This window comes from Mesorhizobium sp. M1A.F.Ca.IN.022.07.1.1, assembly GCF_003997575.1.
Lineage (GTDB): Bacteria > Pseudomonadota > Alphaproteobacteria > Rhizobiales > Rhizobiaceae > Mesorhizobium.
The window spans coordinates 1-14,616 of sequence record NZ_RZST01000008.1 but is presented as its reverse complement, the minus strand read 5'-3'; the positions used below and the strand labels follow the sequence as shown (position 1 = coordinate 14,616).

Here is a 14,616-nt window from a genome sequence, read left to right as displayed (position 1 = left end):
GCCGATGGACGTCTCCTATCACAAGGCCCATGCCCGCAATCTCGGCCGCGACATGGAATACAAGCGCTACGGCCATGCCGGGCGGCCGGTGGTGGTGTTTCCCACCTCGCAGGGGCGTTTTTACCAGTTCGAGGATTCGGGAGGCGTCGCAGCACTCGCCGAATTCGTCGACACCGGCCGCATCCAGCTGTTCACGCTCGACGGCATCGATTCGGAATCCTTCTTCGACAAGCATGGCGATCCCGTCAGTCGCATCGCCCGCCACGAAGCCTATTTCCGCTATGTGCGCGAGGAGGCGCTGCCGGAGCTGCAGGCGGTTGCCGCCAAGGCCAATGGCGGACGCGCCCTCAAGCCGCTGTTCTGCGGCTGCTCGATGGGCGGCTACCACTCGTCGAATTTCGTGTTCCGCTTTCCGGAGCTGGCGAGCGGCGTGATCTCGCTATCCGGCGTCTATTCGACCCGCGACTTTTTCGGTCGGACGCTGGAGGGCAGCATCTTCTACAATTCGCCGCTCGACTATCTGCCGGGCATCGTCGACCAGAAGCTGCTCGGGCGGCTGAGGGCGCTGAGGCTGATCTTCTGCTGCGGGCAGGGCGCCTGGGAAGAACGAATGCTCGTCGAAACGCGCGAACTGGAGCAGGTGCTGCGCGAGAAATCCATTGCGGCCTGGGTCGACTATTGGGGCGGCGACGTCAGCCACGACTGGCCGTGGTGGCACAAGCAACTCGTCTATTTCTTTGGCCGCTGGCTCGATGACGACCTGATGCACAGGATCGACTGATGACCGCGCCCGACCCGATCCGCCGCTTGTCGAAGCCACCAATGCCGGCGACCCGGGGCCTTTCTCGAACCCTCACCGCCGATGCCTTGCTCACCGATTGGGGCCGTTCCTTCCGCGGACGCGAGCAGATCTCGCGCTGGAACCAATCCGACAGTATCGGCGTACAATCCCTTTTGATGCGCGTCGCGGGGTTGGCCGCCACCTCGGGTCATGTGGAATGGCGGCGTGGGCGCGCTGTCGCGATCCTCGCTCAGTAGGTCGCGCGCCCGCCGGACAGATCGAAGGTGGCGCCAGTGGTGAAGGAATTCTCGTCCGACAGCATGAAGGCGACCATGGCCGCAGCCTCCTCCACCTCGACGAATCGACCGCGAGGCACCTTGCTGAGCATATAGGTCACCTGGGCCTCGGTGAGCTGTTCGAGGATACGGGTGCGGGCGGGCGAGGGGGTCAACGCGTTGACGGCGATGTCGAGACCGGCGAGTTCCTTGCCGAGCGACTTGGTCAGCGCAAGCACGCCGGCTTTGGCGGCCGAATAGGCGGCGGCGTTGGGATTGCCTTCCTTGCCGGCCACGGAAGCGACATTGACGATGCGGCCGTAGTTGCGCGCGATCATGCCGGGCACCAGACGTCGGCAGCAGTAAAAGACGCCGTTGAGGTCGATTTCGATGATCTGCCGCCAGGCGGCGGGGTCATAGTCCACCACGGTCGCGGCCGGCCCGGCAATGCCGGCATTGTTGACAAGGAGATCGACAGGCCCGAGCGCCTGCTCGGTCTCGATGGCGGCGCGGTCGACGGCCTCGATCTGCGACTGGTCGCAAAGCAAGGCATCGACCCGGCCCAAGGGAGCAAGCTCGGCCACAGCGCTCGCCATCGCGGCCTGGTCGATGTCCCAGATGGCGACGCTTGCGCCCGACGACAGCAGGCGTCGGGCGACCGCAAGGCCGATGCCTTGCGCGCCGCCCGTCACGACCCCGACGCGGCCAGAGAGATCGACAGCATTCAAACGACGGTTCATGGCCAATTCCTCTGCTTCTCCATGCACTTGGTAGCGCGGATCAGTCCCTGACGTTTCGCGCCACAAGCTTGGCGACGCTTGGCCCAACAAGCAGCACGACGAGGAAACGGGCCGATTGCAGCGCCATGACGAAGGAGATGTCGACGTTCTGCGCGGCGGCGGCGATGATGGCGACGCTGTCCATGCCGCCGGGGCTGGTCGCCAGATAGGCGGTCAGCGGATCGATGCCGAGCACGCCGCTGATGACGAAAGCCATGCCGCCGCAGAAGGCGATCAGCGCTACGATCGAGGCGATGATCTGCGGCAGGGCGCGTGCCGCGTGGCGCAGGATCGGCCGGGTGAAGTTCAGCCCGATCGACCAGCCGACCATGGCGTAGCTGACGGCCAGCAGCCAGGGCGGCAATTGCATCGGCACGCTGAAGCCGAGATGGATTACCGCGCCAAAGATGAAGGTGCCAAGGAAGAAGGGCGAGGGCAGTCTGAGCAGCTTGCCGAGCAGGCCGCCGACGACCGCGATGCCAAGGGTGGCGCCAAAGGCCAATGGATCGATCGGCGGAAACCAGATGATGGGCGGCACTTCGACGCCCGACGTGTCGACCCACATCTTGGCGACGAGCGCCGCCGTCACCGAAACGAAGATGACACGCAGATATTGCATGAAGGCGACGAGGCGCTGGTCGGCACCGAAGGCGCCGGCCATCAGCACCATGGCGGTGGCGGCGCCCGGCGAGGAACCCCAGACCGCCGTGGTGCCGGGCAGGATGCGCCAGCGACTGATCAGCCAGCCTAGCAGGCTGGAGGCGGTGAGCGTCGCCACCACCATCCCGAAGAAGAGCGCCCATTCGGCGTAGAAGACCGGAAATATGTCGACCGAGATCGAATTCGCCACCAGGCAGCCGACCACGGCCTGAGCGGAACCGAACAGCGCGCGGGGTACGCGCACCGTGGCGCCGTTGGTGCCGGCCAGGATCGCGGCAAGCATCGGGCCGATCAGCAGCGCCGCAGGCAAGGCGGCCAATTCCAGCGCGCCGGCAAAGAGCAGCGAGAGCACCACCAGCGCCAGCCACTGCTGCAGCGGGCGCAATCGCGTCATGCGTTGAACAGACGGTTGCTCCAGTGACGGTCCTTCTGATGAAGAGTCCATATCCGGCTCTTAGCCCGGGCACGGACAAATGCGAACCCATTTTCCCGCGGAAATGCCGTTGGCGACGGTCTCGCGCTCAGCTGCCCTTCTCGGGGGCCGGAAGGCCGAAGCCGCCGACAGGATGGGTCTCGACCTGGAATTCGAAGCCGGCGATGAAAGGACGCGCCTTGGCGATTGCCGCCTGGACTTCGGGCAGTTGCAGGGACGCCTTATGGCTTGCCTGATCGGTCCACACTTCGGTGACCCAGATCGCGTCGGCATCGGCCGGATCGGTGGCGATGATGTAGCTCAGGCAGCCGGGCAGGGCACCGGTCGTCTCACGCAGCACGTCCATGACTGCATCGCGCTGGCCGCGTGCCGCCCGCATCTTGCCGATCAGTCCGAACATTCACTTCCTCTCCCTCCAGGTTGCACGCTGAGCTGAGTATGCAATCGCCAGCTCACGGCATCAACTGGCCACCATTGACCTCGATCACCTGGCCGATGATGTAGCCGCTCAAGCGGTCGGAAGACAGGAACAGGTAAGCGCCGACGCAATCTTCGGCCCTTCCGGCGCGACCCTGCGGAATGGTGGCGACCATGCCCTTCATCTGCTCGGCGGTGGAATAGCGCTCGTGGAACGGGGTCAGGATGGTGCCGGGCGCCACGGCGTTGACCCGGATGCCGAAGCCGATCAGCTCCTTGGCCATGCCGCGCGTCACGTTGGAGACGAAGGCCTTGGACGAGCCATAGAGGCCGGCGCCGCCGCCGGCGCCGTTGCGGGCGGCGATCGAGGTGGTGTTGATGATGAAGCCGCCCTGGCGCTTCAGCCATGGGATCGCTCTGCGCGAGGCCGTCAGCACCGAGCGCGCGTTGAGATCCATCACCGCATCGTAATGGGCCTCGGTCTGCTCGGCATAGGCAACGCGGCCGAGCATGCCGCCGGCATTGTTGACCAGCCCGTCGAGCCGGCCGAAATGTTCAGCGCTCCCCTCGACCACGCGCTCGACGTCGGCGGGAACCGAAAAATCGCCCTGCGTCAAGAACACCTCGCCGCCGTCGTCGCGGATGGTTTTGGCGAGCTCTTCGGCGGCTTCCCGGCTTGAGTTGTAATGCAGCGCAACGCGGCATTTCTGCCGGGCATAGGCGAGGGCGAGGGCTGCTCCGATCCCGGTCGACGCGCCGGTGACCAGCACCGCCTTGCCGGCAAGATCGGGAATGACAAGCGTGGTCGGGTCAGTTGGCACGTCGATATCTCCAGGATTGCGCTGGCAATTGGTAGACGCTTCCCGGCCAGGTGTTCAAGTCAAGGCAAAATCAGGGCGCGAATTCAGGGCCGCAGATAGACATAGCCCTGGCGCTGCAGCTCCGCGAGCTTGACCACGCCGCCTTTCTCCGCGACCTGGAAGCCGGCAAGCAGGTCGGTCAGTGCGATGTCCATGCCATGCATGGTGTTGCTGCAGGCCTGCGGAACAAGTCCCTGCTGGACGAGGCCGGCAAAGCGGCTGGAGGTCGCGCCGGAAGCGCTCTTTGACTTGAAGGCCGCAAGCGCCGGCCCGTGGACGACCAGCACGACCTCGACATCGCCGCTGGTGCCCTCATAGTGGTTCTTGATGTTGCCGAGGACGAAGTTGACCTTGTCGGCGTCGCTGAGATGGTAGGCGACCCTCAGCCTGTCTTCGCCGGTGGCGGCGCTCGCCTGGCGCAGACCGAAAAAACCGGCCGCTCCGGCAAGACCGGCGCGGAAAACGTCACGGCGCAGCATCGCATCCTCCTCGATCCGGCGGCCCTCGCAAGTTTGCGTGGCCCAGCCTTCGTGCCTAGACTAGCATGAATCGCAATCACGTCCTGTCGGCGCGAGGAGAGGATCACATGACGTCGAGGATGGTGGCAGGCGCGGTGCTGGGTGCCGCGCTGTTCTTTGTCGGCGCGGCGCTCGCAGATGATGCCCCCAAGCTGGCCGAACTCAGCCCGAGCGGCGCCGACGTCTGCTTCGGCCGGGTCTATGATGCCGCCCATCTCAAGGTGCATCCGCACCAGAAGGTGGCGCGCATCTTCTTCTACCATGGCCACGATCCGGTCAGTCGGCCGAACGAGGAGCCGAGCTCGATGTCCGACGCTGCCTATAACGGCTTTCTCACCACCACGGTGCGCGGCGCCAAGAAGCCGGAATGGGCGGCTGGCTGGTGCAACAAGGAGGATCTGAGCGACAAGGCGAGCGGCATCCGCTGCGGCATGGAATGCGACCGCACGCTCGCCTCGCTGAAGGTCGACGACAAGGGCCGGCTGATCCTCTCCAACGTGCAGCCTGACGTCTATCTCGACGCCGGCGCGGAGGAGGATCTCGGCAAGGCGAAATACGACGAGCAGGCGCTTGGCAGGGAGGACGACAATTTCCGTCTCGATCCGATGCCGGCCGACACCTGCAAGGCGGAGTTCTCGCGCATCGATCCGGTCGATCCGGCGCTCGGGGCTCCGCTGCGCGAGCGGCTGAAGCCGGATCAGCCCTTCTGCTACGGCCGCGACTATGATGACGCGCATCTGAAATCCCATCCCGACCAGATGACGCAGTCGATCCGCGTCTTCCGCGGGCCGATCGAGCTTGCTTCCTTCGCAGCCGGCGGCGATGCCGCCAACTGGCCAGACGGCGCCGACATCGCCATCTCGGTGACGACCAGGCAGAAAGAGGCCAAGGTCACGCAGACCTATTCCTGCCAGGGCGAGGCCGATCAGTGGCGCTGCTCGGCCAGCTCCAAGATGAGCGACTTTGCCTGCGACATCTCGCAAAAGGAGGTTTTTCTCAAGCGCGGCGCCAGCGGCACGATGCTACTGGCCAACCCCAACAATGCGCTCGCCATCGTCGACCTCTGCTCGAAGATGGCGGGCGGCAAGACCACGTCCGACGACAAGGTGTACAGGCTCAATCCGATGCCGCAGTCGGCCTGCACGCCGTGAGTGTGCCACTTCGTCACTCTAAAGTGTGGCGCTTCGTCATCCTATGCGGAGCAAGGAGGGAAGCGACGCGGCGCAGCCATAGGATGCATGCCGTTATGCTAAGGCGTTGAAACGGTGCAGAATTCTGCTTCGCTGCATGCTTCGGCCAAGGCCACGGCATGGATCCCAGGGGTCTCGGCGATGGGGCTTCGCTCCTGCTTCGTCCAGGGATGACGACACCGCGGAGGCCCGGCCAATTTTCCAAGGCGTGGCTGGAAATCGCTTCAGGCGAAAGGCACCGCCGTTGTGCCTTTCGGCAGCTTCGCCTCGTCGTCCGGCTCGACATGGATGGTGACGCGCACCGAGGGGATCTCGGCCTTCAGCGCGTCCTCGATGCGGTCGCAAATGACATGGCTGGCGCCGACCGTCATGTCGGCGTCGACGACGAGGTGGAACTCGATGAAGGTCGCTCGCCCGGCGATGCGGGTTTTCAGGTCATGCACCTCCAGCGCACCCTTCGAATTGGCCGAGATGATATCGCGGATCTGCATGTGCTCCTGGGTGTCGACGGCACGATCCATCAGTCCGCTCAGCGACTCTCCGGTAAGCTTCCAGCCCTGATAGAGAATGTTCAGCGCAACAAGAAGCGCAAGCAGCGGGTCGAGGATATGCCATCCAGTCATCACCGCGGCGACAAGGCCCACGATGACGCCGACCGAGGTAAGCACGTCGGTCATGATGTGCTGGCCGTCGGCGACCAGGGCCGGCGATCGTTCGCTGCGGCCGTTGCGGATCAGCACGAATGCCCAGACGGCATTGACGAGCGCCGCGCCGGCATTGATCGCTAAGCCCTGCCAGGGCTGTTCGAGCGACGCGGGATTCTGCAGCGATTGCCACACCTTGGCGATGATCAGCAGCGCCGCAACGACGATCAGAACACCCTCGAGCACCGCAGAAAAATACTCGGCCTTGTGATGGCCGAAGGGATGGTCGCTATCGGCGGGCTTATGGCTGATGCGGATCGCCCAGAGAGCGGCTGCTGAAGTGATGACGTTGACGATGGATTCCAAAGCATCGGAATAGAGGGCCACGGAGCCGGTCATCTGCCAGGCAACGAATTTCAGCCCCATCACCAGGAAGGCGATGACGATCGACCAGAAAGCGAGGCTGGCGATCTTGCGCTTCGCGGCGGCTCTTGCGGCCGCCGTCGCCGTGTCTTCCACCGCGGCCATCGTTGCTAGGCAGCCTTTTCCTTGGCCTTGCGCGGCAGATGCGCAACGATGTTCTCGATGATGCGCATGCCGGCATTGTGGCCGAGCGTCATGATCGATTCCGGGTGGAACTGAACGGCGGCGATCGGCTCCTTGCGGTGCTCGAAGGCCATGATGACGCCGTCCTCGGTCTCGGCCGTCACCACGAAACCTTCGGGCAGGCGCACCGGATCGGCGAAGATCGAATGATAGCGGCCGACGGTCACTTCCTTGGGCAGCCCCGAGAAGATGATGCCCGGCTTCGAGACACGGATGCGCGAGGGCTTGCCGTGCATCGGAATGTGCAACTGCCGCAACTCGCCGCCATAGGCTTCGGCCAGCGCCTGCAGGCCAAGACAGACGCCGAAGACCGGCAGGTCGCGGGCGCGCGCTCGTCTGATGGTCGCGGCGCAATCGAAATCCTTCGGCGTACCCGGGCCGGGGGAGAGCACGACGAGATCGGGCTTCAGCCGCTCGAACACCTCTTCCGGCACCGGCGTGCGCACGGTGGAAACAGTGGCGCCGGTCTGGCGGAAGTAGTTGGCCAGCGTGTGGACGAACGAGTCCTCGTGGTCGACGAGCAGGATGTTGACGCCGTCGCCGACGCGCGCGGTGGTGCGTTCGGTGCCTGCGGCGTTGCCGGTCTTGGCGTCGCGTATGGCGGAGAGCATGGCGGATGCCTTCAGTTCGGTTTCGGCTTCTTCTTCCTCAGGAACGCTGTCGAAAAGCAATGTGGCGCCGGCGCGCACTTCGGCGATACCGTCCTTGATGCGGATGGTGCGCAGCGTCAGCCCGGTGTTCATGTCGCCGTTGAAATTGACCATGCCGATCGCCCCGCCATACCAGGCGCGCGGGCTCTTCTCGTTCTGCTCGATGAAGCGCATGGCCCACAGCTTCGGCGCGCCGGTGACGGTGACCGCCCAGGCGTGTGACAGGAAGGCGTCGAAGGCGTCCATGCCTTCGCGCAGCCGTCCCTCGATGTGATCGACGGTGTGGATCAGGCGCGAATACATCTCGATCTGGCGGCGGCCGATGACGCGCACCGAGCCCGGCTCGCAGACGCGCGACTTGTCGTTGCGGTCGACGTCCGAGCACATGGTGAGCTCGGACTCGTCCTTCTTGGAGTTGAGCAGCTTGAGGATCTGCTCGCTGTCGGAGATGGCGTCGTCGCCGCGCTTGATGGTGCCGGAGATAGGGCAGGTCTCGACCCGACGGCCGTTGACGCGCACGAACATCTCCGGCGAGGCGCCGATCAGATACTCGTTTTCACCGAGATTGATGAAGAAGGAATAGGGAGAGGGGTTGATCGACTTCAGCTTGCGGGAAATGTCGGAGGGCTGGGTCTCGCAACGCTCGTAGAACATCTGTCCAGGCACGACCTCGAACAGGTCGCCGCGCTTGAAGCTCTCCATCGCCCGGCGCACCAAATTGGCATATTCGCCGGGTTCGTGATCGCCGCGCGGCGGGATGCGGTCGGCGGTCCTGAACGGCTCGACATGAGCATCGCGGGCCAAGCCTTCCGTGGAAAACCCTTCGCCGGAATAGTCGTAGCGGTCGGTCCAGGCCTTGGTCGAATAGTGGTCGACGACGAGGATCTCGTCGGGCAGGAACAGCACCAGGTCGCGCTGGCTCTGCTTACGCTCGAGCTTGTAGTCGACCGGGTCAAACTGGAAGGCGAGATCGTAGCCGAAGGCGCCGTAAAGGCCGAGATTGGCGTCCTCGGCAGTCTTGAACAAAGCCGTGATGGCGCGCAGCACCGTGAAGACGGACGGCACGCGGCTGCGCTCTTCCTCGGTGAAGACGCGGCCGGGCTTGGCGACATCGAGGCGGATCAGCTTTTTCGAGCTCTCGGCAATCGCCACCTCGCTCAGCTCGCCAAGCGCCTTGCCGATCACCGGCAGCAGCACTTCGCCGCGCTGGTTGAGCGCCTCGATGCGCATGGCGCGGCCGCGCGCCGAGATCACCAGCGGCGGATCGATGATGGCCGTGTCCCAGCGCGTGTAACGGCCCGGATATTCGTAGTTCGAGGAGAACACCGCGCCGCGGCGGGAATTCAGGCCGTCGACATAGGCGTCAATCGCGCCTTCATAGGGCTGGTCATGGCGTTCGCGGGTGATCGTCACCCCGCCCGCGGTGACGAAGCGCTCCGCCCCGTTGTCCAGAACTGTAGTCGTCATTGCCGTCTCCACCAGCGTTTTGGGCAACGGACCCGGGAATGGCTTGGAAAAACAAATGGCCGCCCGGACATTCCGCTGCGGCCACCCTCATTTTCACGCATGCGCGTTCGAACCGGCCGCTGTCAGCGAGCCCACCACCAAACGGTCTTGTTCGAACGCATGTTCATGGCGACTCCCATAGCGGCGAATGACGGCCCGCGCAACTGGATTTCACGCGAACGGTAAAGCCGGCCCGTCAGTCCTCCAGCGTGCCGGAGCGCGCGTCGGCGCTCCTCTTGTCGCCGGCAAGCTTCAAAAGATCCTCGCCGGCGCGAATGATGCGGCGCGAACGACGGGTCAGGATGAAGCCCGACTGGGGCGCGAACACCTCGGTGCGGCCGCCGGCTTCGCCGGGCGCAGGGACGATCGTCGCCAGCCGGTCGCCCTTGTTGACGCGGTCGCCGGGCTTGACGTCGTAAAGGATGGCGCCGGCCTTGGGCGAAGGCATCATCTCGATGTTTTCCAGCGGTACGACGGCGCCGGAGAAGCTGCTCGCCTTCGGGACGGAAGGGTCCCGGATGACACCGCGCGTCACGAGCAAGCGGTAGAGGCCGGCGGCATCGGAGGCGGCCAAGCTGCTGTCGACATCCAGCATGCCGCGATATTCGACCGTGGTGACGACGCGCCGGTCGAAGCGCGCGACGCTCGCAGGCACGTTTTGATAGGGCATGATCGAGGCGCCCTCGAAGGTGCCGCTACTGTCCTCGCTCCACAGCAAGACGGCATCGATGCCCATCGCAGCCGCGCAGTCGGCCATATGCGGCCACAGGCTGGTGTGAATGTAGAGATAGGCAAGCCCTTCATCGTCGCAGTGGAGATCGAGCACGATGTCGTTGCCGAGCGAGAGTTCGACGAGCCGCTTCTTCAGCCGGCGGTCGGCGCCGCCGAGGTTGACATCCGCTAAAAGCCTGGCGTCCGGCGCGGCAAGCAGCGGGAAGGCACGGTTGAAGTTGGTGCGGGTGCCGAGATTGAAGCGGCCCTGGTGCTCGCCGAAATGATATTGCGCCCGACCGATTGGATTGGCCCAGGGCACCAACGTGATGGCGTCTCTAATGCGGCCTTCCGCTTCCGCCTTGGCAAGCATCGGCATCAGCGCGTCGATGGCGACGACACCCGGCAATTCTCCGGCATGAAGCGCCGCCTGCAGATAGGCCGAGGGCGCCGACTTGTCCGTGCCCTCGAAGCGGAAAACCGGGAATTCGTAAGCAACGCCTTCGCTGTCGCCTGCGATGCGCTCGATGGTCTTTTGCACGGGGTTCCTCCGGTGGGTGGCCAGACATGCATGGTTACGGCCCGGGTGTCAGTGGTCCAGTCCGCCCGCGCGATAGGCGCAAGCCGACCGTCGGACGCCTTGAGCACTGTTTGCCAAGACCGAGAGGCCCCGACGTGGAGCGGCGATCTGCCGTTACGCCAGCGGCTTCAAGTCCTGGGCGATGGTCGGCAGAAGCTCCGAGACGTTGGGGTGGATGTGCATGGCGCGCGCCAGCGTCGAGATCGGCGCCTTGGCATACATCAGGTCGAGCACTGAGTGGATCGCCTCGTCGCCGCCCGGTCCGAGCACCGAACAGCCGAGGATCTCGCCGGTGTCGGCGTCGGCCAGGATCTTCATGAAGCCTTGCGTCTCGCCCTTTTCGACGGCGCGGCCGACACGGGTCATCGGCCGCTGGCCGACAAGCGCGCGGCGGCCGGATTTCTTGACAGCGGTCTCGGTCATGCCGCAGCGGCCGAGCGGCGGATCGATGTAGAGCGCATAGGCCTCGATGCGATCGGTGACCTTGCGCGGATCGTTGTCGAGCAGGTTGGCGGCGACGATCTCGTAGTCGTTGTAGGAGGTGTGGGTGAAGGCGCCCTTGCCGTTGCAGTCGCCCATGGCCCAGATGCCGGGCACATTGGTGCGCAACTGGTCGTCGACGACGATGTAGCCGCGCTTGTCGACCTCGACGCCGGCCTTGTCGAGGCCGAGGTCATCGGTGTTGGGGACGCGGCCGAGCGCCAGCAGCACATGCGAGCCGACCGCCGGCGGCTTGCCGGCAGAGAAGGTCACGGCGATACCGTTGCCCTGCCTGGCAAAGCCGATGTCCTCCGCGCCGACATGGACGGTGATGCCTTCGTTTTCGAGGATGGACTGGATCGCGGCCGAGACGTCCTCGTCCTCACGGCCCGTCAGCCGCGGCGCTTTCTCTATCACCGTGACCTCGGAGCCGAAACGGCGGAACATCTGGGCGAATTCGAGCGAGATATAGCTGCCGCCGACGACGACCAGATGGCTGGGCAGCACATCGAGATCCATCATCGAGGAGTTGGTGAGATAGGGGACGTCGTTGACGCCGGGCAGGTCCGGCACGGAGGCGCGGCCGCCGGTGTTGAGGAAGATTTTTGGCGCGGTCAGCAGGTCGTCGCCGACGCGCACTGTATTAGCGGATTCGAATCTGGCATGGCCGCGATAAAGCGTGCAGCCCTTCATCCCCGCGATCCAGCTTTCGAGATTGCCGCGGGCGTCGTTGGTCACCTTGTCCTTGCGTGCCTTGATTCTTTGATAGTCGACCCCGACCGGACCGGAGAGCGCGACGCCATAGTCGGCGGCGCGGCGGGCAAGATGCGCGGCGTAGGCGCTCGCCACCATCGCCTTGGTCGGCATGCAGCCGGTGTTGACACAGGTTCCGCCGATAAGCTTGCGCTCGATCAGCGCAACGCTCATGCCGGCGGCGTCGAGCCGGCCGGCGAGCGAAGGGCCGGCCTGGCCGGCGCCGATGACGATGGCGTCGAAGTTTTTCGCGCTCATGCGACCGCTGCCACGATCAGCAGGCCGCCGATGATCGCCACCGCGTCCTCGATGAAGGCGGCGGGCGGATCCTTGCCGAAGGCGGCAGCCATCCTTGCGCGTGCTTCCGCGCCGCCCAGCGTGCCGATCACCGCGCCGATCGCGCCGGCGATGAGGCAGCCGATGGTGGCGCCGACCGTGGCGCCGATCACCGCGCCGCAGAAGGCGCCCGTGACGATGCGCGCGCCGAACTGCTGCGGCACCTTGCGGCTCGGCGTTGACGGCAACTGGTCGGTGACGAGCTCCACGATCGCCAGGACGGTGAAGATGCCGACCGCGATCCAGTGGCCCATGAAGCTTGCCCAGGTTCCGGCAACTGGGATCCAGCCGAGATACGAACCCCAGGCAACGGTCGCCGGCGCGGTCATGGCGCGAAGGCCGGCGACGACGCCAATCAGCAATGCCAGAATGTAGAGCATCATCACCCCCTCAAATTCGGAGCCCCGCACGGTTCCGCGGATGGCAAGCTAGCATAGGCCTGGCGTTTGGCTACGGGCTTTTCCGGTCGGGCGGATTGTGCTTTGGCAGCATGACGGGAATGGAGGAGCGGCCATGACGACAAGCGAGCGCATGAAGATGGCGGCGGGTGAATGGTACAGCTGCATCGACCCGGAGCTGGAGGCGATGCGGGTGGCCGTCCGCGACGCAGTGTTCGAGCACAACAGCATGCCGCCCCGGCAGCGCGGCGACATCGGCGCGACCCTGCGAGCGCTGCTCGGCGGCGCAGGCGAGGGCGCGCGCATCGAGGCGCCGTTCCACTGCGCTTACGGCTTCAACCTGGTCCTCGGCGACGGCGCCTTCCTCAACGCCGGTTGCACCATCCTCGATACCGCGCCGGTGAAGATCGGCAGGAGGACGCTGCTTGGTCCCAATGTGCAGATCTATTGCGCCGAGCATCACCGCGAGGCCGCCGGGCGGCTGGCCGGATTGGAGATCGCCAAACCGGTGACGATCGGCGATAACGCGTGGATCGGCGGCAGCGCGGTGATCCTCGCCGGCGTCAGCATCGGCGAAGGCGCCATCGTCGGCGCCGGAGCGGTGGTGACGCGCGACGTTCCGGCCGATGCGACCGTGGTCGGCAACCCGGCGCGGGTGGTTACACGCCGCTGAGGGCGACCTGCGCGCTGCCCTTCGAGAATTCGCGCCGGTACTGCATCGGCGAGGTTCTGAGCCGCGCCGCGAAATGCTGGCGCAGCGACGTGGCGCTGCCGAAGCCGGCCTCGAAGGCCACCATGTCCATCGATTTGTCGGTCTGTTCCAGCAGCCTCTGCGCCAGCGCCAAGCGCTGTTCGGCCAGCCAGCTGCCGAAGCTGGTGCCGGTCGTCTTCTGGAAGCGACGCGTGAAGGTGCGGCGGGTAAGGCCAGCTGCTTCGGCGACGCTGTCCAGGGTGTGAGCTTCGCCAAGCGTTGCCCGCACCCCTTCAAGTGCCTTTGTGAACCGGTCGGCGTTTGGCGTCGGCGCGAGCGGGCGCTCGATGAACTGAGCCTGTCCGCCCTGCCGGTGCGGCGACAGCACGACGTGGCGGGCGAGCCGAAGCGCTGCCTCGGCGCCGTAGCGGGCGCGCACAATGTGCAGGCAGCAGTCCAGCCCGGCGGCGACGCCGGCCGAGGTAACGATGTCGCCTTCATCGACATAGAGCACGTCGGCATCGACGGCGATATCGGGGTGCAGCGTCTGCAACTGGTCGGTATAGGCCCAATGCGTGGTGGCCTTGCGTCCCGCCAGCAGTCCGGCGGCGGCGATGGCGAAGGTGCCGAGGCAGAGGCCGACGATCAGCGCGCCGCGCTTATGTGCCCGTTCGAGCGCATGCTTGAGCGCCGCGGCCAGAGGAGCATCGAGATCTTTCCAGCTTGGGATGATGACGATGTCGGCCTGGTCGAGCGCCGAAAGATCGTGCGGGACCGAAATGCTCAAACCGGCATCGGTATGTATAGGTCCTTGCTCCGCCGCGCAAACGCGGAAGTCGAAGCGCGGCAGGCCGAGCTTGGTGCGGTCCGCGCCGAAGACCAGGCAAGGCACGGAAAGGTGGAACGGGCTGATGCCGTCGAAGGCGACGACGGCGACGATCGGATTGCGCATGGCAGACATCACAAGGTTGCGGCAAAGAGTGTCCCAATTTTTTCGAATAATGTCAATTGGGCCACTTTCTGGGAATAGATGTTCGGCCTAGCTTCGCCACCTATCAACCCGCTCGAAAGGAACCGCCATGTCAGCACCAGCCACCCAGCCACGCCGCGCACTCGTCGTCGTCGATGTCCAGAACGACTACAATGGCGGCAATCTCGCCATCCAGCATCCGCCCTTCGCCGACAGCGTCGCCAACGTGGCGCGCGCCATGGACGCCGCCACTGCTGCCGGCATCAAGGTCGTTGTCGTGAAGCAGATGGCGCCGGAGACTTCGCCGATCTTCGCCAAGGGCAGCCATGGCGGCGAACTGCATCCCGAGATCGCCGGGCGCGCCCGCGACCACTATGT

General features: G+C 65.2%; 16 protein-coding genes. 5 read left to right on the top strand and 11 right to left on the bottom strand.

Features of this window, described 5'->3' with window-relative positions:
• The first annotated feature begins 4 nt into the window (after positions 1-4).
• Together EOA75_RS02555 and EOA75_RS34460 are read left to right on the top strand one after the other, a co-directional pair.
• Positions 5-781 (top strand): alpha/beta hydrolase-fold protein, encoded by a 777-nt coding sequence (locus tag EOA75_RS02555; RefSeq protein ID WP_095823306.1) that lies wholly within the window; start codon positions 5-7, stop codon positions 779-781.
• Positions 781-1,038, top strand: a complete 258-nt coding sequence (locus EOA75_RS34460; RefSeq protein WP_067326429.1) for a hypothetical protein — start codon at positions 781-783, stop codon at positions 1,036-1,038. Before EOA75_RS02555 ends, EOA75_RS34460 begins: the two co-directional genes overlap by 1 nt.
• Here EOA75_RS34460 and EOA75_RS02545 read toward each other — a convergent pair.
• From EOA75_RS02545 to EOA75_RS02525, 5 genes are all read right to left on the bottom strand, one after another.
• Entirely contained in the window at positions 1,032-1,784 is a 753-nt protein-coding gene (locus EOA75_RS02545; RefSeq protein WP_067327099.1) for an SDR family NAD(P)-dependent oxidoreductase, read from the bottom strand. The two genes, EOA75_RS34460 and EOA75_RS02545, sit on opposite strands and share 7 nt — an antisense overlap.
• A 52-nt stretch (positions 1,785-1,836) precedes the next feature.
• On the bottom strand, positions 1,837-2,940 hold the full coding sequence (locus EOA75_RS02540; protein WP_095801703.1) for an AbrB family transcriptional regulator: 1,104 nt from the start codon (positions 2,938-2,940) through the stop codon (positions 1,837-1,839).
• A gap of 76 nt (positions 2,941-3,016) precedes the next feature.
• Positions 3,017-3,328, bottom strand: a complete 312-nt coding sequence (locus EOA75_RS02535; protein WP_095781246.1) for a putative quinol monooxygenase — start codon at positions 3,326-3,328, stop codon at positions 3,017-3,019.
• Positions 3,329-3,380: 52 nt separating this feature from the next.
• Positions 3,381-4,166, bottom strand: coding sequence for an SDR family oxidoreductase (locus tag EOA75_RS02530; RefSeq protein ID WP_082953952.1), 786 nt, complete (start codon positions 4,164-4,166; stop codon positions 3,381-3,383).
• A gap of 83 nt (positions 4,167-4,249) precedes the next feature.
• A complete protein-coding gene (locus EOA75_RS02525) occupies positions 4,250-4,684 on the bottom strand; it encodes a DsrE family protein (RefSeq protein ID WP_127323549.1) in 435 nt (144 codons plus the stop codon).
• Between the two features lie 107 nt (positions 4,685-4,791).
• Here EOA75_RS02525 and EOA75_RS02520 point away from each other — a divergent pair, with 107 nt between their 5' ends.
• Positions 4,792-5,874, top strand: a complete 1,083-nt coding sequence (locus tag EOA75_RS02520; protein ID WP_127323548.1) for a hypothetical protein — start codon at positions 4,792-4,794, stop codon at positions 5,872-5,874.
• 263 nt (positions 5,875-6,137) lie between these two features.
• On the opposite strand, the gene EOA75_RS02515 is transcribed toward EOA75_RS02520, so the two are convergent.
• The 5 genes from EOA75_RS02515 to EOA75_RS02495 all read right to left on the bottom strand — a co-directional run bounded on the left by EOA75_RS02515 (position 6,138) and on the right by EOA75_RS02495 (position 12,559).
• Complete coding sequence (locus tag EOA75_RS02515) at positions 6,138-7,085, bottom strand: cation diffusion facilitator family transporter (RefSeq protein ID WP_095801702.1); 948 nt, start codon at positions 7,083-7,085, stop codon at positions 6,138-6,140.
• Positions 7,086-7,090: 5 nt separating this feature from the next.
• The gene (locus EOA75_RS02510; protein WP_095801838.1) at positions 7,091-9,280 is read right to left on the bottom strand and encodes an anthranilate synthase; all 2,190 of its coding nucleotides are present in this window, start codon (positions 9,278-9,280) and stop codon (positions 7,091-7,093) included.
• 235 nt (positions 9,281-9,515) lie between these two features.
• Positions 9,516-10,571: a succinylglutamate desuccinylase/aspartoacylase family protein gene (locus tag EOA75_RS02505; protein ID WP_127323547.1), complete on the bottom strand. Its 1,056-nt coding sequence runs from the start codon at positions 10,569-10,571 to the stop codon at positions 9,516-9,518.
• 153 nt (positions 10,572-10,724) lie between these two features.
• Positions 10,725-12,101 carry an FAD-containing oxidoreductase gene (locus tag EOA75_RS02500; protein ID WP_127323546.1) on the bottom strand — a complete coding sequence of 459 codons (1,377 nt, stop codon included), beginning with the start codon at positions 12,099-12,101 and terminating at the stop codon, positions 10,725-10,727.
• Complete coding sequence (locus EOA75_RS02495; protein ID WP_127241985.1) at positions 12,098-12,559, bottom strand: DUF4126 domain-containing protein; 462 nt, start codon at positions 12,557-12,559, stop codon at positions 12,098-12,100. The genes EOA75_RS02500 and EOA75_RS02495 overlap by 4 nt, the downstream gene beginning before the upstream one ends.
• A gap of 133 nt (positions 12,560-12,692) precedes the next feature.
• Between EOA75_RS02495 and EOA75_RS02490 the strand changes: the two genes are divergently transcribed.
• Complete coding sequence (locus EOA75_RS02490) at positions 12,693-13,250, top strand: sugar O-acetyltransferase (RefSeq protein ID WP_127323545.1); 558 nt, start codon at positions 12,693-12,695, stop codon at positions 13,248-13,250.
• Here EOA75_RS02490 and EOA75_RS02485 read toward each other — a convergent pair.
• Entirely contained in the window at positions 13,237-14,220 is a 984-nt protein-coding gene (locus EOA75_RS02485) for a helix-turn-helix domain-containing protein (protein ID WP_127323544.1), read from the bottom strand. The genes EOA75_RS02490 and EOA75_RS02485 overlap by 14 nt on opposite strands.
• A 127-nt stretch (positions 14,221-14,347) precedes the next feature.
• On the opposite strand from EOA75_RS02485, the gene EOA75_RS02480 reads away from it, so the two are divergent.
• Positions 14,348-14,616 (top strand): isochorismatase family protein (locus EOA75_RS02480; protein ID WP_127323543.1); only part of this gene is annotated, 269 nt, incomplete at its 3' end.